Consider the following 18,861-nt stretch of genomic DNA (forward strand, 5'->3'; position numbering starts at 1 on the left):
AAAACATATAAAAAATGCTTTACGTAACCCAAATTTTAGTCTATGAAATAGTGTTCCAGCAGTAGGACTTTCCGTATCTCCACAGATATTGCAAGTGCGTGAAAAATCTTTTCTGACTTGGTATTTTGTATGTCCACATTTACGGCAACAATACCCTTTTTCCCATTTTATGGAAGCTAGATATTCTTCGCAATCTAAGTCTGTTTTAAAGCGTTCAGTAAACTCTAAGAGGCTTTGTCCCTTAAATAATTCCATAATACATTAATTTTCAGAGAGCAAATATATGAAAATACTTTGACACCTCAAAAAGAAAGTAAAGTAATACAAAACACGGTAGGGAATATCTTTAGCGGACAAGTAGTAGGGGAAACAGCTAAAACTCTTTCTGAACGTTTTGGAAAGGTATTGCAGAAAAGGCAATCTACTACGATTAACCGCAATGACACCTCTACCTCTATATCCACGCAGTTGGATAGTCTTATCCCTGCCAGTAAGATTGCGAACCTCACCCAATGAATGTTCGTTGGGGCAGTCTCTGACAACTTTGACGAGCGTATTGAGCAGAAGATATTCCACGCTCAGATTATAGTAGATAACAAGAAAGTAGCTGCTGAGACCAAAGCCTACCAGAAAATCCCCGAAGTCCTCTCCTTTACTGATGCTAATGGCAACGACACTACCAAAGAACAGGTAGAAGCCAATTATCGCCAGATAAAGTTAGATGTCATTGAAATCATTGAACGCGAGAAAGAACGTATCGCCAACGACCCTGAGCTAAGGCATTTGGTGGAGAAAGAGGGAGAATAAACAAAAAAGGCTATCCGCTTAAAATTTGGATGGTCATATTCTCTCAATAGCAAGGTTCATTTTTATTAAATAAGCAATGAGGAAAGCGGACATCTACACTATCTTTTATAGAATAGATTTTTAGGCTATCAATAGTGCCATTTTTGTTGTAGTATTTCCACTCTCCTACCTTGCAATTGTTCTCTACTTTGCCTTCTTCTTTTATATTTCCACTTTCATAATAAAAATCTTTCCAGTAACCAGAACCATCTGTAAATTGGGTTTTATATAAAAGATTGTCGTTCATATCTTTTGTTATATATACCCCATTTATCGTCCCTTTTTTATAGCTTATTTTTTTCAGTGTTAACCTTTTGTCTTTTTGATAATAGAACACTTCATATTCTACAGAATAACCATTTAAGATTGTTACTTTTTCTAATCCAATCGTTACTTTTTTAGAAAAATAATTATTTAAAAGAGAAATATTATGTTCAATTATATATTGAGGTTTATCATCCAAACGGATTTCTAAAATTTGCCCTTTTTTATTTATTTTATGCCTCTTTACAAAAGAGGCAATTTCTATTTCATCAAAAGGGCTTACTACATCTGATGAATCTATTTTTTTATATAAATGATAATTATAAGGAATAGGTTCAATTTTTTGAGCATATCCCTCCATAAAAAATATAAATAAACAACCAATGTATATTATTTTATTCCTTATCATTGTAATATTTTTCAACTTCATTCTGCATAATTTTTATTTGCCATTGAGTAAAAGAGATTCTTTTATTATGATAATCTAATATATTATCAGTTTTTGATTTTTCAAATCTAAAAATATCATACTCTTTAATCTTTTCATAAGATTTTTGTATATTTTCAGATCTTTTCATGTGATGTTTCTCAAATTTTACTTGATATATGTTAGCTATTCTTTCATTTCGTATCAACCATTGTCTTCTTAACTCTGAATCATCTTTAAATATTCTTATTTTGTTGTCATAATCTCTATTATTTTCAGGAAATGTATGAGTTAGTCCAAAAGTATGACCAATTTCGTGAGCATAGGAAGGTAAATTCTTTAAATTAGAATTGAATATAATGCAATGTTTATTGTTCAAAGGGACTAAAAAAGCTGCTCCGCCAGAATCTTGTGAGTTTAAAGATGTTAGATATAAAAATATACTTTTTTTATTGATATATTTTTTATATTTTTTTTCAAACTGAAAATTAATAAAATTAATGAACTTTCCGTCATCAAACAACATTTTATTTTTATCAACTAACATATCCTTAAATTCTGTATAAAAAATATTAGTAGGAGCATTATCATTGTTAAATTCAGGGTCTAAACCTTTATTGGCGATTTCCAAAGAACTTTTTCTAAATCCCCAATCAAAAGGTTTCCCTTTTTCATCTATATCAATTAAATTCACTTGTATCAGGGCTTGGTTAAGGCTTTTTTTATTCAAATAATTTTTAATTGCTTGCAATCCTCCTATTTCTGATAATTTATTGTCAACAACCTTCTTTCCATAATCATTAGTATAATTTTTGTCTGTTAAATATGATTTTATTACATATACATTTACAGTTAAATCCTGATAGTGTGAGTTTTTCATCACATTAATTTTCCCAACAATAGCTCCCTTAGAGGCAATAGCAGTAATGGTCTCATCATTTTTTAATGGGCTATCGCAATATATAGTAATAACTGCTCCATTCAGGCAATCATTCATATTTAATTTTGAAGGTTCTACCCTCAAGGATGGGTTACTCGTTTTCAAAGAAAATTCCTCATCCTCTGTACTGTTTAATAGACTGCTATCTTGATATTCCATAGGAGCAGTAACCAATAGTTGTACTTCTTTTCCTATTTTTTCTTTATGATTTGGAAACATTATAAGCCAAGGCACATAATAATCGCCATAGGGCTTTTGTGTCTGATAGTGTTTTAAATTTACTTGAAAAGGTGTGTATATTTTTTTTAGTTCTTCCAATCCTTCTACACAATCTCCTGTAAGCCAATTACCTCTCATCCAGTCAAATCCAAATTCTCCATCATAACTTGGGGTATGTTTAAATTCTACAATATATTCAGGTTTATTGTTCTCTTCATCATTAGAATTATCCTTACTTGTGATTTTTTCCACCTTATTCCCAATAACTATTCCTTGTTTTCCATTGGGAATAACTGTTTTTTCTGAATTAAAAATAATATCAGACGCAGAATATATATTATAATCTCCGTGAACAATCTCTGTTATTTTTCCTCCTACAATTCTTGTTCTACTCATAGCTTAAGAAAATTTAGTGTTTTCATTACTGTTCCTATGTATTTTACCTTCAGCATTAAGATTTATCATTTCAACACTATTGCTTTCAATTCCTCCCTCACTATTTAGCATAGTTTTCCTTTTTTTTGTCTCACTATGCAAATCCCCCTCAATCACCTCAGTTAAAGCTCCATTCACATACACAAACATATCCCCACAAACATCTGTTTTCTTAGCCTTTGCAGCCGTTTCAGTGATATTTACATTAGCATCCAAATCAATACTATCGCTTGCCTTTAAATTGATGTTCTTAGCTGTGATATTAATAGTCTCAGGAGCAGAAATTTCTATATTCTTACCTTGAGTATCCAACTTAATCACATTGCCATTCTTATCGGTAAGCAAGATACTCTCATCTTCGGTAAAGATGAGTTTATGTCCGCTTTTAGTATGAATCGCCTTACACGATTATCAGTGTTATACATTTAATTTCTTTTAAATTGTTTTATAAAATAATAGGATATAACAAGTACAAAAATATTATAAGGAAATGAAATTAAAATAATTATCCATCCCAAAGTGAAAGTATTTTCTATATCTTCTATAATTTTAAAAAATAACTTTTTAAAGTCTGGGAAAAAACCATTATACATATCAATAAAAGACCACAACATCCCTGAGGATAGTAAAGATAATAAGCCCCATACAATATAAAAATAAAATATTTTTTGCTTTACTATTGGTAAAACAAGAAAATATACAAAAGAAATTACTAATAAAAATAAGTATGCATAACCTACATGATAACAAGGTGACCCTATAAAAAAACATGGGATAGCCTGTATGGATTCATTATTAGTAAAAATAAAGAAAAATACTCCCATAATATAATATAATATAAGAATAGATATGAAAAAAATAAATGAGTTAATTTTTCTATTAGCTAATTTCCTATTTAGTTGCTCTAAATTTATACAATACATCTTCTTCCTTTATAGTTGAATATAAGTTAAAATCCATTCCCATATGAGAGTCTTTTTGATAATCTCTATAGCTCTTATTAGTTATTTTATAATATCCACTTTTTGTTGCTCCAATTGTTGCTTCTACATCTTGATTTATTATAGACCAATCTCCTAAATACTCATCTTCAGAAATAAAATCAAAAGAATCTTTGACATATATTCCTAATTTATTAACCATTATCTCATAAATATTCTCATCAATTTTTTTAATATTCCCTTTTACTATTATTCTTATTTGAAAACTACCAAGAGTCCCAAATAGATCATCAAGAGGTTCTGGTGGAAAGAGGGTGTCCGAAAAGTTTTAAAAGTACTACTTCGGCATCTCCCTCCTTTTAAAGGGGGGAAAGGGGGATGTTAATAATCAATTAGTTACAAAAATATTCTATTTATTAATAAGCTTGTTTTAAGCTAAAATAAAACTTTTCGGACACCCTCATTTTGAATATAGTATTTTTCAAATACTGGCATTATTTCTGTTGTTTCTTTATTACCTATTTTTGGCTGTTCTATGTTATTATATTTCTTTAATGTTTTATCAAAACCACCAAAAGAGATAGATTCTTTTATTCTTTCAGGTAATTTAAGGTTAAGTTCTTCTATTTGTTCTTTTATCTTTTTCATATAAAGTCCCATTCACATACACAAACATATCCCCACCAATATCACTTCTCTTAGCCTTTCCAGCGGTTTCAGTGATATTTACATTAGCATCAAAATCAATACTATCGCTTGCTTTTAAATTGATGTTCTTAGCTGTGATATTAATAGTCTCAGGAGCAGAAATCTCTATATTCTTACCCTGAGTATCCAACTTAATCACATTGCCATTCTTATCAGTAAGCAGGATGCTCTCTTCTTCGGTAAAGATGAGCTTATGTCCACTTGAAGCCTTGGGCTTAGGCATTTGGTGGAGAAGGGGAATTGATTTTATTTATAATATTGAACTCTAATAGAGTCTATATAACTATTAAGTTCATCACTATTATAGAAGTTTAAACATTGCATTTGAATTAAAAAAATGTCATTATTAGACTCTTCTTCTGGAGGTTTTGCCTGATATAATTTTTTATTCCAATTTCTATCATATTATTTAATGATTTATTCCTTAGAAATAGTTCATAATCAAGAATATTTGCCATAGAAGCATAAGCAATTGCACTATCATCTCGAAAAATTTTATATTTATTAGGATGTGTTTTTAATATTTTTGTATTAACATTACCTACACATAAACAATAAGCTACATTTTTCAAATATAACAGATCTTGTTCAAGTAAGCTATCTTTTTTTGTAGAGATTACAGTATCTAATATTTGTTTTTTTGCTAAGTTATCCTCTTTAGAATCACTAAAATGTATATTTTCTTTTTTATAAGTATATAAAGAAAAAAACAAACATAATAAAATCATTTCTATCTTCATTTTTTTAAGTTTTTAATCTAGATCAGTCCAATCTATTGTTGTTTTACATCGGTAGCTTTGGCTTCCATATTTTCCATCAAAAACTATATCAATATGCCCTATAGCATCACTAAAATTACAATCTAACTGAATAAAAAGAGCTTCCTTTTCATCTTCTATATTAATATTTTTTAATTTCTTATCTTTAAAAATATTTTCTAAATAATTGTTTAGATATTTCACATTAATAAAATAATTTAAATCATTGTTGCCTTTATAAGTTTCACCTTTTCTATAAGGTATAAGATTTTTAGAATAATTGAGTGCCCAACTCATTCTAAGGGCACAAGTATTATCTAAACTATAATATATAGGGTTACTTATAGATTTTTTTTTTACTTCATTATACCATTCTAATAAATATCCTCTGACTAATTGATATAATTCTGCTGTTTCTATTTCTTCCTTTTTAGGATACGCTTTCCCAAATCTGTTGTATTTTACTTTTCCATAGTTTTAATATTACTTGTCCACAGAAAACATTTTCTATGCCACCATTAAAAAACCAATCGTTGTCATAAGCATAAAATTCAATTTTGTGTATAGAAGTATCCCATATAATAGAAAAAGTATTATCGGGGGTTTGTAGTAAGTGCCTTTCATTTATCTTATAACTTCTAATTCTTTTTTACCTTTTGGGCGATATAAATATATAGGGAAAATTCTTACTTTTTTTCTATTTTCCTCTTCATATCTTCCTACTAGTACAGGCTCTCCTTTACAACGAGGACATTTCATTGCTGTAAATAATAATGTGACTACTCTATCTTCACAATAATAAACCAACTCTTCATTATCAATTGAAGTCATATTAAAATTCTGTAGAGTTCCATCAAATGCAGCTGTATAAAATTTTGCAATATCCTTACTTTCTTTTTCTGTCATAAATAAAGCTTGAGCTACTTCTTTTTCTTTATATAAAATACTCTCTTCAAATTTATTTTCTTCTTTATTGATAATCATATTTCTAAGTTCATTAAACTTGTTTAGAACTTCTTTTTTTAGATTTAAGCTATCAGATAAATCAAATTTTTCTCCATCTTGCCATCCTTTTAATTGATATGGGACATTAGCCTGAAATGTTCCAGAATATTCTACATAAGGTTTTCCCATATCTACAAATATATTTTTTCCTGTTTCTTTTTCTTTTTTTAGTGGAACTTCAAAATCTATCACAGGTGTAGAAATCTTTTCAATATCTCCATTATCTTTAAAACGAATAGCTTGTATTTTTAATTGGACTCTTGCCCCTCCTTCTATCACTTTTTGTGGAATTCCATTGATATGTATAGGAAAAATTCTAATTTTCCAAGATTGTAAACCACTCTTTAAAATTGCTGTATTTATGGGGACACTTGCGCTTAAGGCACCATTTCCCAATCCATAATATCTCTCAATAGGGAAGCCATTAATTAGTATCTCAAAATTACAACCTCCTATAAAATACTCTGCTTGATAACTAATAGCTTGCTCATGATATTTAACTTCTTTATATAAATTTGCTATTTTTTCCATTTTTATTCTTTCTTTACAATTTAAAAATAAAAGTGTTAAAATAATCACGGTTAATAAATGTATTTTTTTCATAAACTAATCTAACTTAAATTCATACGAAAATCCTTCGTGGATTAAATATTTTTTGAGGTCTCTAAGGTGGTCTTGGCAAGGTCACGTTTCTCTATCAACGCCTTGAAGTCTATGGGGGTTTTGTAGTAGGTGCCTTTCATAGATTACTCTTTTGGATATAATTGGATGTTAAATGTACTATTAAATAGCTCAAACTCTACATCGGGGATTTCCTGCATTATATCATCTTTTTTTAGGTATAGTTTAGGATTTTCAAACTTTTTATCTATTTCTAAATGTAGATCAAAGGGTTGTTTTCCTATCCTTTCATAAAACTCCTTAAAAAGCTTTACAAGTTGTTGCTCTCGCTTGCGATATTGCTCATAAGGCAAAGCAATAAACTCTTCACCCCCTACATTACCAGGGTAAACCCTTATTACATACTCACCTTCTTGCCCATCATACACAGCATCTATTTCTACAGGAATAGGTTTAGGGGCAAAACCTGTTAGAAAATCAAGGTCAAAATGCATATTTTTCTCCCCGTCAATAAATAAAAGATACTTGCCGGCATCATAAGGACGGGAAATCATTTTTAGAGAATAATCATCTTTATCCGCAATATGGATGGTAAAACGCCAAGGGTATTTAATGATAACCTCCTTCCATATATGAGTTGAAAGTTTATTATTTCTGATCTCCTCTTGAGTTTGTTGTGGCATACTATTTTGATATTGTTGTACAGCAGTTTCTCTTGACCAATCCCTTATAATGCTTATTTCTGGCACTCCCATTATCCTATGGAAAGCATCATCTCCCTTAACAATATATTCTTTTGCTTGATATTCACCTACTAAAATAGTATTGGCTCCACTTAAATAGAGCAATACCTGTCCTGCAGGCAATACTGCAATTTTAAAATCATAATAGCTGGTATCGCCAAACTTGTCAAGATAACCTTCTTGAAACAACTTAGTGATACGAGGCACATTTAAATCAAAAGAACCTGAATAAAACTTATTCTCTGCATACGAAAACCAAGTAATCTGCATTTTTACAGGGATAGGACGCTCCCACTCTCCTACTATCATAGTTCCTGAGTCGTGGAACAAACTTGCTCGTAAGCTTTGCCCCGAAGGAATATATTCCCTTTCTCCATTATTGTAAATGAATGCACCATCTACTATTTCTGTTGTATATCCTTCATCTCCTGTGGTTAAAATAAGCCAGTGGTATTTTTTTGTTATCTTATTCATTATTTTTGTTATGGAATATTTTACTTTGTAAAACTTCCAAGCTACATTCTTTCTATAGTAAATGAGTGTTCCTATCAGAAGCACTATAATGCCTATTATTACATACTTTTTCATAATTTATCCTTGTAAAATGTCTCGTTTAAGTTTTCCTTCTTTATATCTCCCATACATAGCTACTATATCATCGTCCTGATTAGAACGATGTAGATACTGATGTCTTAATTTGTGCAAATCGTCTTTTGATAGATGAACCTTTATAGAGTTGATTCCATCATTTTCCTTTGCATATTTTAATATTTGCTCTTGTATTCTATATAAAAACTCATCTTGTTTTATTGTACTGTCTATATTTGTAAGTTTGAAATTTTCACGATATTCATCGGATGCTATCAAATGAACTACTTTATTAGGTTTAGCTCCCATTTTTAAATTTAACTGAGATACATCGTTTTTATGAATTAACCCAAAAGAGGCAACCGTATCAAAGAGTCCTACAAAGTTAAAGATTATAGGTGTCTTCCTATCAACCCTCATATAAGAAGTAATTGACATTTCCTCTGAAATAAAATAACGTGCTGCAGCAGCTCCTCTACTAAAACCAAAGACGTTGATATATATTATCTTTATTTTCTTTGATCAATATCATACATTTTGAAACACCACTTTTTATTTTAGAAAAATAGTATCTTTTTTATTCCAATTATATAAAACATACGTATCTGTTTTTTCTATAAAATACAGATAAGTACTTTCCTTTTCTTTGTGATATTTAATACAAAAATACATTTTTTGGTTTTTATCTAATTTTATATGTTGTGCTATTTTATACAGGTTAATGGATTTTTCTTCTAAAATACTATTTATATGTTTTTCCTCTTTGTTAATAAATGATTTATTATTTTCATCAAGATAAAAATCAATATTATATTCTATTGTGTGGTTACAACATCTTTCTTTGGTAAAAATACGAGATGTTGTATCTGTCACAAACCCCGTTTCCTGTTCTATCTCCTCAAATAATTCCTTTTCTTTTTTACTTATAGGAGCTAACTCATTTCGAAAATCAAGGCGAATTAAACTAATTAAAACAATAAAAAGTATCACACCAATTATTCCTAAAATTGCTATAATGAGTGCTATTCTTTTAAAAATTCTACCAATTCCCATACTTCTATTGATTTTTAGGAAAAATCAGGTATTTTTTATGACCACATTTGCGACAGCAATATCCATCTTCCCACTTTAAAGAAGCTAAGTATTCTTCGCAATCTAAGTCTGTTTTAAAGCGTTCAGTAAACTCTAAGAGTCTTTGTCCCTTGAATAATTCCATAATACATTAATTTTCAGAGTGCAAATATATGAGATTATTTTGACGCCTCAAAAAATATTTTTCAAGGTATTTGGTAATGATTTAGAAACCTAATTTTGAAAAAGCCTGTCCAAATCATCTAAGAATCTGTCTTCTCTTATCTTCCTATCAAAAAAATAATCCTCTTTGTATGAGCTAATTATATTATTTTTTGTAGTTTTGCATTTTAAATTCAACTTTGTCTCAAAGGATCCGCCTCACAAGGCACTTCGGTTGTTTTCTTGTAGGAAAAACCAATTCTGTTAAGTAAATCAGCCATTCCTTGTGGAGTATAGGTAACTTCAAAAGTGTCTTTAACCCATTGAGATACTTGTTTTGCATCTGTATAAAGATGTGTGCGTAACTCTTGTTTTAAGGATTCTATTTGAAAAATATTAAGCAGACCTTGATAACCTCTATAACGATTCTCAAGGAGTTTATCTAGTCCTCCTTCAAGATATAAGGAACGATAACAATAAATAGTAGAAATATCTATACCTAAGCAATCAGCAACAAAAATAGGAGTATTGCCCATAGAAAGCATCAAAATACAGGTAACTCGGGCATAATCCGAGCGACCTTGCAAGTTGCGTTGGAGCTTTCTAAGTTCCTCTATTTCTGTTGGTGACAGTGTTAGTTCCATAGACAGTGCAAAGATAATAAATCTTTTATTTATTCACAATCTAAATTTGTTTGACTATAATAGATAATAGACACTAAAATGTACCATATAATGAAATACGTATTATATATAATAAGTGTATTTTTCCTAATCACGGCGTGTAAAATGGAAAAAATAGAGGTAAATCCTTCACAAGAGGAAGAAAAAAAAGAAATTATAAGTGAAGATTCTCTTATAGCGGCTGATCGTATTTTTTATAGAGATAGCTTAAAATTTGTAAATATATATCCTAATTCAGAAGAAGGGTATGGTTATTTAAATAGGAAACCAGCTAACTTGAAGGTTTATAAAGTAAATGAAGTTAGTTTTTTTCAAAAATATGGATATTACGTAAATCTCTCTATACCTTATAGGCTTAGTCAAAAAGAACCACTCCTTACAAAGAAAGAGATAAATAAGCAAAAATATTATTTCTCCCTAACAGGAAAACGCAAAGAGCAAATATTAGAACAATTACACCTAAAACAAACTGATACAGTGTATGCTTATAGTATAAAAAAGGACAAACTGGATACGTATTTAATAAAAGATTTAGAAATGATCGCTTACAATCCTATTGAGATAATAGAAGGAAAAATAGAAGAGAAGTATTTTGATGTTGGTTTATTATTAAGTTATAGCGAAGAAGTAGATACCTCATATAAAGGAAAAGAATATGATTACGCATCTATTGAGGATGGAAATATATTCCAAACGGGAAAAATAAAAAGAATAGAAAGCGTGAAGATAAAAAATATAGATATTCCTTTTCCTATCAATTACAGTTTATTGGACAAATATGCTTACTATGAATATCCTATCTCTCTTCATATAGATAATACATATAAAGGAAAAATAAATAATGCTGACTTTTATATGCAAGCCTTTTCCAATTGGGATAAGCTCAATGAAAGATGGAATGAAAGAATGATTTACTTAATGATTGTTAAAGATAATAAGAAAGTAATAGAGCGTGTTTTTGGTGGAAATGGTATCGCAACCGTATGGATGTATAAAAATTTTTATATTGGTAATTTCATTAAGGGAAAACCAGATATTATAGAAAATATTGTATTTTACTCCTATGATCATTGGCTAACTTTCCTTTCAGAAAATGAGCCTCCCATATTTGTATTGAGTAGTTATGAGGAAGAATATAAAGATTTCTATCAGGGGTTAGAGTTTTTAAAATAAAATTATTGAGATGTCTATTTAGCTACATACTAATTGACTTTGGGAAACGGGAGAACGTTCTACAATTCTTTTCATTAATTTGTTAAAGATAGTATCTTTATTTTGTGAACGATTAATTCTAAAACTGTATTCCGCTAAATATCGGTCTATGTTAAATTCTGATACCCAAGAATATATACCTCGTATCCAAGACTTTACCTGATGTATTACCTTATGTAATGTAGGAAAATTCTTCCCATCATTACTAGGATTTTGAGTTATATTAAAGTCTTTTATTTGTCCCTTAAATAATTCCATAATACATTAATTTTCAGAGTGTAAATATATGAAATTATTTTGACACCTCAATAAATAATAAAATTAATAGAAATTAACAAACAACTACCAAGGAAGTTCATCATCTTCTTTATTTATATTATTAGTTAATAATAAGTTTATTTTTTTAATAAATTCTTCTACTTTATAAATAACATCATTTACATTATTAATATCTAATATAATTTCATTACCATCTTTATCTTTTCCATTCCTATGAACCATATGATGTCTATTAATGACTATCTTCATAACTTCATTAATGTCTGGAAATTTAATGTCAAAAGTTGTTTCATAAATACCTTTTACAATGCGTAAATTATGATATATAATTCCTAAAAGATGTTCTTTTACTTTACTTTCTAATTGTTCGCGTTTTATAAATATCTGATTTAAAGAAAATTTTTCTTTTTAAAATTTTCATATGTTTCTACGAACTTCTAAATAAAATATTATCATTTAGCACATTATTAATTAATGTTGTTGAAAGATAATCTTCAAGACAAGTAATAGTACTTGAATATATCTGTCTTTTTAATGTCTTTTCTAATTCATTATTATTAAGCGATAGTTTATTTAATTCTTTTAATTTGTGCATTTCATCAATAAAATTAGAATATGGATTTTCTGAATACAAAAAAGAATCTATTTGTTCATCCATATAATAATCATCATATTCTTCTGGTATTTCTGTAATTATTACTTCATTTTCTTCTTTTAATCCTATTATCGAAACATAAGCATCAGCATATCCGACATTAATGTCAATAATAAATTCTTTCTGACAATTTTCACAAATTACAAATTCTTCTCTATCAACATAGGAATCACTAGCCTTCTCAGCCATATAATTTGGGTGCGGTAAACCAAATTGCTCAGTTTTTATAGTATTATGACATTCATTACATTTAAATTCTAATTCTATGGCAGAATTACCAAAAGGGGAAAAATCTATATATTTATACATTTTTATATACTATTTTGAATTCATTCCTAATTTATTCAATTGAGGCATCTATTTAGCTACATACTAATTGACTTTGGAAAACGGGAGAACGCTCTACAATTCTTTTCATTAATTTGTTAAAGATAGTATCTTTATTTTGTGAGCGATTAATTCTAAAACTGTATTCCGCTAAATATCGGTCTATGTTAAACTCTGAAAACCAAGAATATATACCTCGTATCCAAGACTTTACTTGATGTATTATCTTATGTAATGTAGGAAAATTCTTTCCGTCATTACTCGGTTTTTGAGTTATATTATAGTCCTTTATAGGTTTATATCCTTTCCACTGGTCAGTAGTAACTTGTGCTGTTTTACTAATATGTTTGTCAAATATTGTTCGTAATGATTTTGAGGAAAAATCAGGTATTTTTTATGACCACATTTGCGACAGCAATATCCATCTTTCCATTTTAAAGAAGCTAGATATTCTTCGCAATCTAAGTCTGTTTTAAAGCGTTCAGTAAACTCTAAGAGGCTTTGTCCCTTAAATAATTCCATAATTCATTAATTTTCAGAGTGCAAATATATGAAATTATTTTGACGCCTCAAAAAAACTATTCATCAATCTCTCCATTTTCTTTTGTAAAATTATATGCTGGCAATATAAAAGGAGGCAAGCCTGCATTTAATGTTAAAGTACTAATAAATGAACGCAGATAAGGAAAAGCAATAGCAGGTGAACTACTTTTTACAAATGTTGATTTTTTAAAGTCAGCATCTATTTTCTCACTTGTCCCAAAAATAGCTAAAAATTCTATTTTTAAATCAAATATTTCATTCTCAAAAGACCCATCAAACAAAATGATATACTCATTATCTATGCCCTCTTTAAAAATGAGTTCTTTCTTTATATTTACTGAAGTGTCTAATTCATCTTTTGTAAAATCTTTTTTATATTCAAAATTAACTGACTTTACAAAAGTTCTTTTTAAATGTATTTTATTTTGTTTTTCCATTGTTAAGCTGCATTTAAAAAGCTCTTATTCTCAATTTCTATCTCTTGTGTAGTGTTAGAAAAATAAGAAACATTACTTTGATTAGTTTTAACAACCACTTTGATAAAGGATTCTTTATTCAAAAATTCATTTATAATAGAAGAATTCACTTGATTTTTACTATCAAAGCTAATAATTTCATCTATTAAAGATTCCTGATTCAAAAAACTAATAAATTCACCAATAGTAATCCCCTGACCTTCAGGGTCATTTTCCATTTCATCTAAAAGTTTAGCAAAATCATCATCAGATATATTTTCTAAACTCTCTTTAAATAATTCAAATGCTTTAGTCATTTTACAATTTCTTTGTTAATAACATTCATATCTTCTTTTCTTTTAAAGAAATAGAAGTAAACACCTCCTAAATAAGTATAATTAGGTTTGTGAGAAGTAAGAAGAAATTTTTGTTCTCTTTTTGATGAAGCTATTTCATCCTTTACTTTTATAGTTTTATATGCAAATTTTATTCCAGATTTACCTTTAAACCAAAAATTAAAAAAAGTATTTAGAGGAATTTTATTTACATTCTGATTAATTTGTTTTGCCCTTTTTTTGTATAAATTGTATAGTTCAAAAAACTCTTTTTGCCCCTCTCTACTATTTAAGTCTAACAGAAAATCTTCATCTATCTCACATTGAAAAGCAACAATATAATATTGGTTATTGTAATGTACTTCACCCCAATAGTTAGCTTGTTCTATATCGTCTTCCCAAAGGTAATAACCTGAACCTAAAAACTGTTCTTTATTTATTTGTTGAATTTCTTTTGCAAAAAAAGGAGCATTTTTTAGCACATAATCTTCCCCTCCATCTTGTTTGCAAGTATGATGTAGCAGTACTTTCTTCATATCATAATTACAAATATTTGTCTGATTATGGGGCAAAATTACAAATCTTTTTTCAATTAACAATAAATAACCTATAAAATAATGAAGAGATATGACAGTAAGTATATACGAAAAACTTTTTGCACAGCCTCTGTAATACTATTTATGGCAAAGTAGTATGCTCTAAAATAGTTATAAACTCGCTAAATGTATCGCATACAAAGTAGGTATTGCAATCGCTATTGGAAGCCTCAAAAAAGTGAGAATGATCATAAAAATAAATCCCTTTAGAGAAATCACCTACCTCTGTGGTCACTAAAAGGAGCATCGCTCCTCCTGGGTCTCTCCCGATTACAAGGCTTTTGTCGGGAAAATCCTCACTAAACTCTTCATAGGTTTCTATACATTCTTTTATATCATAAAAAAGCTCAAACATAATGTATTCCCCTATATCCTTTACATAGAAATAGGCTTCATCAATGATAGCGCCGTCATTTTGGGCTAAAAAATTAAAATAATCATCGGGCAAGGTAAAGCCCAAAAACTCCTGAAAAGCAAGGGCTTTTGCTTCACTACCTTTATTTATTGCTTTTATTTTCATATTGAGATGTCTATTTAGCTACATACTAATTGACTTTGGGAAACGGGAGAACCCTCTACAATTCTTTTCATTAATTTGTTAAAGATAGTATCTTTATTTTGTAAACGATTAATTCTAAAACTGTATTCCGCTAAATATAGGTCTATGTTAAATTCTGATACCCAAGAATATATACCTCGTATCCAATACTTTACCTGATGTATTACCTTATGTAATATAGGAAAATTCTTCCCATCATTACTCGGTTTTTGAGTTATATTAAAGTCTTTATTTGTCCCTTAAATAATTCCATAATACATTCATTTTCAGAGTGCAAATATATGAAATTATTTTTACATCTCAAAAAAAAAGTAAAGTAATACAAAACACGGTAGGAAATATTTTTAGCGGACAAGTAGTAGGCGAAACATCAAAAACGCTCTCTGAGCGATTTGGAAAAGTACTGCAAAAGCGGCAGTCAATGACCATCAAACGCAATGATACTTCTACTTCTATATCCACTCAGTTGGATAGTTTGATTCCTGCCAGTAAAATATCCAATCTCACCCAAGGGATGTTCGTTGGGGCAGTCTCTGACAACTTTGATGAGCGCATTGACCAGAAGATATTCCACGCGCAGATAGTTGTAGACAACGACAAAGTAGCCGCAGAGACCAAAGCCTACCAGAAAATCCCCGAAGTTCTCTCCTTTACCGATGCCAACAGCAACGACACCACCAAAGAACAAGTAGAAGCCAATTACCGTCAAATAAAGTTAGATGTCGTTGAAATCATTGAACGCGAAAAAGAACGCATCGCCAATGACCCTGAGCTGAGGCATTTGGTGGAGAACTAATTTGTATTATGAAGTTCTTTTCTATATTTAAAAAGTGTATCCTTATCCTTTATATAAATTTCTATACAATCAAAATCATCAAATTCTATTATATTATCTTTTATATAATTTGCTATATTTTCTGAAATATTTTCATCACTAATACTAATATCATTTCTTGTATAAAGAAACAACTCATATCCTTTCTTTTTTCTTTTTCTTATCGTTCTATTAATTTTACAAAAATATTTTTTTTGTAAACTATCGAAAAAAGACAACTCATTTTTTTTATAGGATAATCCTTAATAACACTAGATTGCATTAAATATAAAAAAGGATTACAAAAGAATAGAATTATTATAATTATTATAAAGACATATATATATTTAAATTTTATCATGAAGCTGTTTAAACTTATTTCTATAATAAAGTAAAAGTTCCCGAAAATTAGTAATTTTGTGTTTGAAAAAAAGAACACCAAAATTCAGGAACTTTGTGCAAAGATACAATAAATAATTGGATTATTCCCTTTTTAAGTGTAGGAAAAAGAGGATTTAAAAGTAATTTTAATTTAGCTACAATTGGATGGTAGTCATACACGCTGTCGCCAAAAAGGAGAGTCTGCAGGTTATCAAGCAAGAAAAAAAGCCATAACCACAAATAGCATTTTTTTGTGTGATAATAAAGGGCAAATGATAGCAATGGGAAGCCCTAAAGCAGGAATAGAACACAAAGGACTGTTTCTCAATGCTGATGCAGGATTTGATAGCAAATCTCTTAGAGATTTTTTAGAAAGCAAAGAAATTATAGCAAATATTAAAAAGAATATTTTCTTCATAATTGTGGTTTTTATTTAAAGATTTCCTCTGCGCTTTGTTTTCTTCTTTCCATTTTTATAATACTCTTTATGTATATTTCCTTTCCAATCTATCTCTTCCCAGTATCCGTACTTTTTATTTTTCTTATAATAGCCTTGTTTAGTAAAATTAGAGTTATCTGTTTCATAGTAATAACCATCTAAATAATTATTAGAATAAGTTTCTATTTTTTTTAACACTGGATCATCACTATATTTTAGCAAATAAGTTCTCCACTCTCCATTTTTATTACTATTTAGTTTACTTCCTATGACTAAAACATGAGTCTTATTATCCTCATAGTAGAAATCTCCATTTTTTAATTGGTTTATTTCTTCTATATTACTTAAATGAATTCTATCTTCTGTAAGATATTTAGTAGAATAAATAATATCTCTATCAGAAATAGTCCCACATTCGGATAAAGATGTTCTATAAAAATTATCATAAGTATCTTTTGTTATAATATTCTTATCTTTAATAAGAGTAATATTTTTATCAGAATTAATAAAATCATTTAATAAAATTGTTTTAGGAGAGTAATCATTTAAAATAATTTCTATATAACTATCTCTTCTAATACAAGTTGTATCCAAATATATATAAAAAGTATGATCCATATCAGAAGAAGTAAAACTACATAAAGTACTATCTAATAGTATTTTTATAGCAGCTTTATAATATCTATCTTTTGGCAATCCTTCAATCTTTCCTTTATATTCCTTAAAGTTTCTTGTGTCTTCAGAATAATCCTTTTTCAAGCTAACAGGCGGATAAACTAAAGGAATTAATTTTGAATTACAAGATATAAAAAGAAATAATATTAATATATAGTAAGTTTTTTTCATATTTTTACAGAATAATATTCTTTAATTGAGGTATCAAGTTAAGGGCATACCAACTGAGGTTGGAAAATAGGTTCTCTTTCAAGCATTCTTTTTATTAGATTGTTAAAGTGTTAGGATATACGGACTTATTCATTGAAAAAAAATGTCAATAATTTTATCATCTATTTGTATTTCTATAGGATATAACTCTTTTGTCTTTCCGCCCTGTTTGTATAAAATCAATGTCCAAGGATTGTCTTTGGATACCTGAATTATTTTTTTCCCTATTTTTAAGATTTCGCCTATTTTTATGTTTATTGTATCTATTCTTTTTTCTAATGCAAGATCGCTTGCCATTGTCATATAAAAAGTAGCATCGTCTACCGTTGTATAGAAATCATCATCTTTTGACACATTCTTTAGGCTATCAAGGTAAAATAAGGTTGGTTCCACAAAGATAACATAATTCTTATCCTTTATTTCCCTTGTAATCCTTTCATCGGTTATTTCTTGTACATAATCTGCTTCCTCAATGGTATCTATATCATTTTCAATATAGTTGTTTTCTTGGGTATTGTTATTATTGCAAGAAAACAACAATAAACACGCTGAAATAAAATAATAAATTTTTACCATCTGAATATTTTAAAATATAATATCATCAATGATATACTTGTCTTTCTTTTTAGCAACTTTTAATTGTATACTATCATATCTGTAATCATAAAAGTCAAAAAGATACACATTATATCTTTTTGAATTTATTTTCTTTACTTTAAGATAATCTAGCCATTTTATTGTATAGTACTGTGCTCTTACAATAGGATCTGCACTTAATTCATCTGAATTTACTTTCCGTATTAATTTACTTGATAGAAACTCCCTTTCTATTTCTCTTAATTCTTCTTCACAAAACTCCCTGTTATCAAGACAAGGCATTTTATCTTGTTGCCTGATGTACTTATCATAAAATTCTAAAATCATTTTTGTAGCTTCATCAGTTTCTTCTTTAGGCACTTGAATTGGTGTA

At 28.8% G+C, this 18,861-nt stretch carries 23 protein-coding genes and 9 pseudogenes; 4 read left to right on the forward strand and 28 right to left on the reverse strand.

Annotated features, from left to right (window positions below; genetic code table 11):
• A pseudogene (locus J4N46_RS00005) lies at positions 1 to 255 on the reverse strand (IS1595 family transposase); the annotation flags it as partial.
• A gap of 51 nt (positions 256 to 306) precedes the next feature.
• On the opposite strand from J4N46_RS00005, the pseudogene J4N46_RS12550 reads away from it, so the two are divergent.
• Positions 307 to 807 (forward strand): annotated as a pseudogene (locus J4N46_RS12550) (conjugal transfer protein TraG); the annotation flags it as partial.
• A 43-nt stretch (positions 808 to 850) separates the two neighbouring features.
• Here the strand turns inward: J4N46_RS12550 and J4N46_RS00020 are convergent.
• The 14 genes and pseudogenes from J4N46_RS00020 to J4N46_RS00085 all read right to left on the reverse strand — a co-directional run bounded on the left by J4N46_RS00020 (position 851) and on the right by J4N46_RS00085 (position 10,372).
• Positions 851 to 1,540, reverse strand: a complete 690-nt coding sequence (locus tag J4N46_RS00020; RefSeq protein WP_208057364.1) for a toxin-antitoxin system YwqK family antitoxin — start codon at positions 1,538 to 1,540, stop codon at positions 851 to 853.
• Entirely contained in the window at positions 1,506 to 3,092 is a 1,587-nt protein-coding gene (locus J4N46_RS00025) for a hypothetical protein (protein WP_208057365.1), read from the reverse strand. The genes J4N46_RS00020 and J4N46_RS00025 overlap by 35 nt, the downstream gene beginning before the upstream one ends.
• Positions 3,093 to 3,095: 3 nt before the next feature.
• Positions 3,096 to 3,476: a hypothetical protein gene (locus J4N46_RS00030; protein WP_236013441.1), complete on the reverse strand. Its 381-nt coding sequence runs from the start codon at positions 3,474 to 3,476 to the stop codon at positions 3,096 to 3,098.
• A 546-nt stretch (positions 3,477 to 4,022) separates the two neighbouring features.
• Positions 4,023 to 4,361: pseudogene (locus J4N46_RS00035) on the reverse strand (DUF6402 family protein); the annotation flags it as partial.
• Between the two features lie 146 nt (positions 4,362 to 4,507).
• Positions 4,508 to 4,720 (reverse strand): hypothetical protein, encoded by a 213-nt coding sequence (locus J4N46_RS00040; RefSeq protein ID WP_208057367.1) that lies wholly within the window; start codon positions 4,718 to 4,720, stop codon positions 4,508 to 4,510.
• A complete protein-coding gene (locus J4N46_RS00045) occupies positions 4,686 to 5,003 on the reverse strand; it encodes a hypothetical protein (RefSeq protein ID WP_208057368.1) in 318 nt (105 codons plus the stop codon). The genes J4N46_RS00040 and J4N46_RS00045 overlap by 35 nt, the downstream gene beginning before the upstream one ends.
• Positions 5,004 to 5,109: 106 nt before the next feature.
• Complete coding sequence (locus J4N46_RS00050; RefSeq protein WP_208057369.1) at positions 5,110 to 5,520, reverse strand: hypothetical protein; 411 nt, start codon at positions 5,518 to 5,520, stop codon at positions 5,110 to 5,112.
• A 12-nt stretch (positions 5,521 to 5,532) separates the two neighbouring features.
• The gene (locus J4N46_RS00055; RefSeq protein ID WP_317194284.1) at positions 5,533 to 5,958 is read right to left on the reverse strand and encodes a T6SS effector amidase Tae4 family protein; all 426 of its coding nucleotides are present in this window, start codon (positions 5,956 to 5,958) and stop codon (positions 5,533 to 5,535) included.
• Between the two features lie 204 nt (positions 5,959 to 6,162).
• A complete protein-coding gene (locus tag J4N46_RS00060; protein WP_208057371.1) occupies positions 6,163 to 7,074 on the reverse strand; it encodes a hypothetical protein in 912 nt (303 codons plus the stop codon).
• Positions 7,075 to 7,289: 215 nt separating this feature from the next.
• The gene (locus J4N46_RS00065; RefSeq protein WP_208057372.1) at positions 7,290 to 8,495 is read right to left on the reverse strand and encodes a DUF2931 family protein; all 1,206 of its coding nucleotides are present in this window, start codon (positions 8,493 to 8,495) and stop codon (positions 7,290 to 7,292) included.
• A gap of 3 nt (positions 8,496 to 8,498) precedes the next feature.
• The gene (locus J4N46_RS00070) at positions 8,499 to 8,933 is read right to left on the reverse strand and encodes a phospholipase effector Tle1 domain-containing protein (RefSeq protein ID WP_208057373.1); all 435 of its coding nucleotides are present in this window, start codon (positions 8,931 to 8,933) and stop codon (positions 8,499 to 8,501) included.
• Between the two features lie 114 nt (positions 8,934 to 9,047).
• Positions 9,048 to 9,548: a hypothetical protein gene (locus J4N46_RS00075; RefSeq protein WP_208057374.1), complete on the reverse strand. Its 501-nt coding sequence runs from the start codon at positions 9,546 to 9,548 to the stop codon at positions 9,048 to 9,050.
• A 31-nt stretch (positions 9,549 to 9,579) separates the two neighbouring features.
• Positions 9,580 to 9,711 (reverse strand): annotated as a pseudogene (locus J4N46_RS00080) (IS1595 family transposase); the annotation flags it as partial.
• 211 nt (positions 9,712 to 9,922) lie between these two features.
• Positions 9,923 to 10,372: a helix-turn-helix domain-containing protein gene (locus tag J4N46_RS00085; protein ID WP_236013446.1), complete on the reverse strand. Its 450-nt coding sequence runs from the start codon at positions 10,370 to 10,372 to the stop codon at positions 9,923 to 9,925.
• A 144-nt stretch (positions 10,373 to 10,516) separates the two neighbouring features.
• Here J4N46_RS00085 and J4N46_RS00090 point away from each other — a divergent pair, with 144 nt between their 5' ends.
• The gene (locus tag J4N46_RS00090; protein WP_236013460.1) at positions 10,517 to 11,584 is read left to right on the forward strand and encodes a hypothetical protein; all 1,068 of its coding nucleotides are present in this window, start codon (positions 10,517 to 10,519) and stop codon (positions 11,582 to 11,584) included.
• Between the two features lie 18 nt (positions 11,585 to 11,602).
• Here J4N46_RS00090 and J4N46_RS00095 read toward each other — a convergent pair.
• The 9 genes and pseudogenes from J4N46_RS00095 to J4N46_RS00135 form a co-directional block, all read right to left on the reverse strand.
• A pseudogene (locus J4N46_RS00095) lies at positions 11,603 to 11,860 on the reverse strand (transposase); the annotation flags it as partial.
• 105 nt (positions 11,861 to 11,965) lie between these two features.
• A complete protein-coding gene (locus J4N46_RS00100) occupies positions 11,966 to 12,151 on the reverse strand; it encodes a hypothetical protein (protein WP_208057376.1) in 186 nt (61 codons plus the stop codon).
• Positions 12,152 to 12,329: 178 nt separating this feature from the next.
• The gene (locus tag J4N46_RS00105; protein ID WP_208057377.1) at positions 12,330 to 12,866 is read right to left on the reverse strand and encodes a hypothetical protein; all 537 of its coding nucleotides are present in this window, start codon (positions 12,864 to 12,866) and stop codon (positions 12,330 to 12,332) included.
• 52 nt (positions 12,867 to 12,918) lie between these two features.
• A pseudogene (locus J4N46_RS00110) lies at positions 12,919 to 13,406 on the reverse strand (transposase).
• A gap of 56 nt (positions 13,407 to 13,462) precedes the next feature.
• Positions 13,463 to 13,864: a protein-export chaperone SecB gene (locus J4N46_RS00115; protein WP_208057378.1), complete on the reverse strand. Its 402-nt coding sequence runs from the start codon at positions 13,862 to 13,864 to the stop codon at positions 13,463 to 13,465.
• 2 nt (positions 13,865 to 13,866) lie between these two features.
• Complete coding sequence (locus J4N46_RS00120) at positions 13,867 to 14,199, reverse strand: hypothetical protein (RefSeq protein ID WP_208057379.1); 333 nt, start codon at positions 14,197 to 14,199, stop codon at positions 13,867 to 13,869.
• Positions 14,196 to 14,753 carry a hypothetical protein gene (locus J4N46_RS00125; protein ID WP_208057380.1) on the reverse strand — a complete coding sequence of 186 codons (558 nt, stop codon included), beginning with the start codon at positions 14,751 to 14,753 and terminating at the stop codon, positions 14,196 to 14,198. The genes J4N46_RS00120 and J4N46_RS00125 overlap by 4 nt, the downstream gene beginning before the upstream one ends.
• A 142-nt stretch (positions 14,754 to 14,895) precedes the next feature.
• Complete coding sequence (locus J4N46_RS00130) at positions 14,896 to 15,333, reverse strand: SMI1/KNR4 family protein (RefSeq protein ID WP_208057381.1); 438 nt, start codon at positions 15,331 to 15,333, stop codon at positions 14,896 to 14,898.
• A gap of 14 nt (positions 15,334 to 15,347) precedes the next feature.
• Positions 15,348 to 15,602, reverse strand: a pseudogene (locus J4N46_RS00135) (IS1595 family transposase); the annotation flags it as partial.
• 74 nt (positions 15,603 to 15,676) lie between these two features.
• Here J4N46_RS00135 and J4N46_RS00140 point away from each other — a divergent pair.
• Positions 15,677 to 16,168, forward strand: a pseudogene (locus J4N46_RS00140) (conjugal transfer protein TraG); the annotation flags it as partial.
• Here J4N46_RS00140 and J4N46_RS00145 read toward each other — a convergent pair.
• The gene (locus J4N46_RS00145; protein ID WP_208057382.1) at positions 16,165 to 16,425 is read right to left on the reverse strand and encodes a hypothetical protein; all 261 of its coding nucleotides are present in this window, start codon (positions 16,423 to 16,425) and stop codon (positions 16,165 to 16,167) included. The pseudogene J4N46_RS00140 and the gene J4N46_RS00145 sit on opposite strands and share 4 nt — an antisense overlap.
• Positions 16,426 to 16,722: 297 nt before the next feature.
• Between J4N46_RS00145 and J4N46_RS00150 the strand changes: the two are divergent.
• Positions 16,723 to 16,965, forward strand: a pseudogene (locus tag J4N46_RS00150) (IS5/IS1182 family transposase); the annotation flags it as partial.
• A gap of 35 nt (positions 16,966 to 17,000) precedes the next feature.
• Here J4N46_RS00150 and J4N46_RS00155 read toward each other — a convergent pair.
• From J4N46_RS00155 to J4N46_RS00165, 3 genes are all read right to left on the reverse strand, one after another.
• Positions 17,001 to 17,852 (reverse strand): hypothetical protein, encoded by an 852-nt coding sequence (locus tag J4N46_RS00155; RefSeq protein ID WP_208057384.1) that lies wholly within the window; start codon positions 17,850 to 17,852, stop codon positions 17,001 to 17,003.
• Between the two features lie 129 nt (positions 17,853 to 17,981).
• On the reverse strand, positions 17,982 to 18,467 hold the full coding sequence (locus tag J4N46_RS00160) for a hypothetical protein (protein ID WP_208057385.1): 486 nt from the start codon (positions 18,465 to 18,467) through the stop codon (positions 17,982 to 17,984).
• 9 nt (positions 18,468 to 18,476) lie between these two features.
• Positions 18,477 to 18,861, reverse strand: a 385-nt coding sequence (locus tag J4N46_RS00165) for a helix-turn-helix domain-containing protein (protein WP_208057386.1), incomplete at its 5' end; no start/stop codon positions are given.

This window comes from Capnocytophaga bilenii (assembly GCF_017565765.1).
Lineage (GTDB): Bacteria > Bacteroidota > Bacteroidia > Flavobacteriales > Flavobacteriaceae > Capnocytophaga > Capnocytophaga bilenii.

Excerpts from the sequence above, each read along its gene's own strand:
- J4N46_RS00120 (WP_208057379.1), bottom strand. The coding sequence starts at position 14,199 with ATGACTAAAGCATTTGAATTATTTAAAGAGAGTTTAGAAAATATATCT.
- J4N46_RS00045 (WP_208057368.1), bottom strand. The coding sequence starts at position 5,003 with ATGCCTAAGCCCAAGGCTTCAAGTGGACATAAGCTCATCTTTACCGAA.
- J4N46_RS00085 (WP_236013446.1), bottom strand. The coding sequence starts at position 10,372 with ATGGAACTAACACTGTCACCAACAGAAATAGAGGAACTTAGAAAGCTC.
- J4N46_RS00075 (WP_208057374.1), bottom strand. The coding sequence starts at position 9,548 with ATGGGAATTGGTAGAATTTTTAAAAGAATAGCACTCATTATAGCAATT.
- J4N46_RS00070 (WP_208057373.1), bottom strand. The coding sequence starts at position 8,933 with ATGTCAATTACTTCTTATATGAGGGTTGATAGGAAGACACCTATAATC.
- J4N46_RS00050 (WP_208057369.1), bottom strand. The coding sequence starts at position 5,520 with ATGAAGATAGAAATGATTTTATTATGTTTGTTTTTTTCTTTATATACT.
- J4N46_RS00130 (WP_208057381.1), bottom strand. The coding sequence starts at position 15,333 with ATGAAAATAAAAGCAATAAATAAAGGTAGTGAAGCAAAAGCCCTTGCT.
- J4N46_RS00040 (WP_208057367.1), bottom strand. The coding sequence starts at position 4,720 with ATGAAAAAGATAAAAGAACAAATAGAAGAACTTAACCTTAAATTACCT.
- J4N46_RS00025 (WP_208057365.1), bottom strand. The coding sequence starts at position 3,092 with ATGAGTAGAACAAGAATTGTAGGAGGAAAAATAACAGAGATTGTTCAC.
- J4N46_RS00100 (WP_208057376.1), bottom strand. The coding sequence starts at position 12,151 with ATGAAGATAGTCATTAATAGACATCATATGGTTCATAGGAATGGAAAA.
- J4N46_RS00105 (WP_208057377.1), bottom strand. The coding sequence starts at position 12,866 with ATGTATAAATATATAGATTTTTCCCCTTTTGGTAATTCTGCCATAGAA.
- J4N46_RS00155 (WP_208057384.1), bottom strand. The coding sequence starts at position 17,852 with ATGAAAAAAACTTACTATATATTAATATTATTTCTTTTTATATCTTGT.
- J4N46_RS00065 (WP_208057372.1), bottom strand. The coding sequence starts at position 8,495 with ATGAAAAAGTATGTAATAATAGGCATTATAGTGCTTCTGATAGGAACA.
- J4N46_RS00060 (WP_208057371.1), bottom strand. The coding sequence starts at position 7,074 with ATGGAAAAAATAGCAAATTTATATAAAGAAGTTAAATATCATGAGCAA.
- J4N46_RS00160 (WP_208057385.1), bottom strand. The coding sequence starts at position 18,467 with ATGGTAAAAATTTATTATTTTATTTCAGCGTGTTTATTGTTGTTTTCT.
- J4N46_RS00090 (WP_236013460.1), top strand. The coding sequence starts at position 10,517 with ATGGAAAAAATAGAGGTAAATCCTTCACAAGAGGAAGAAAAAAAAGAA.
- J4N46_RS00125 (WP_208057380.1), bottom strand. The coding sequence starts at position 14,753 with ATGAAGAAAGTACTGCTACATCATACTTGCAAACAAGATGGAGGGGAA.
- J4N46_RS00115 (WP_208057378.1), bottom strand. The coding sequence starts at position 13,864 with ATGGAAAAACAAAATAAAATACATTTAAAAAGAACTTTTGTAAAGTCA.
- J4N46_RS00020 (WP_208057364.1), bottom strand. The coding sequence starts at position 1,540 with ATGAAGTTGAAAAATATTACAATGATAAGGAATAAAATAATATACATT.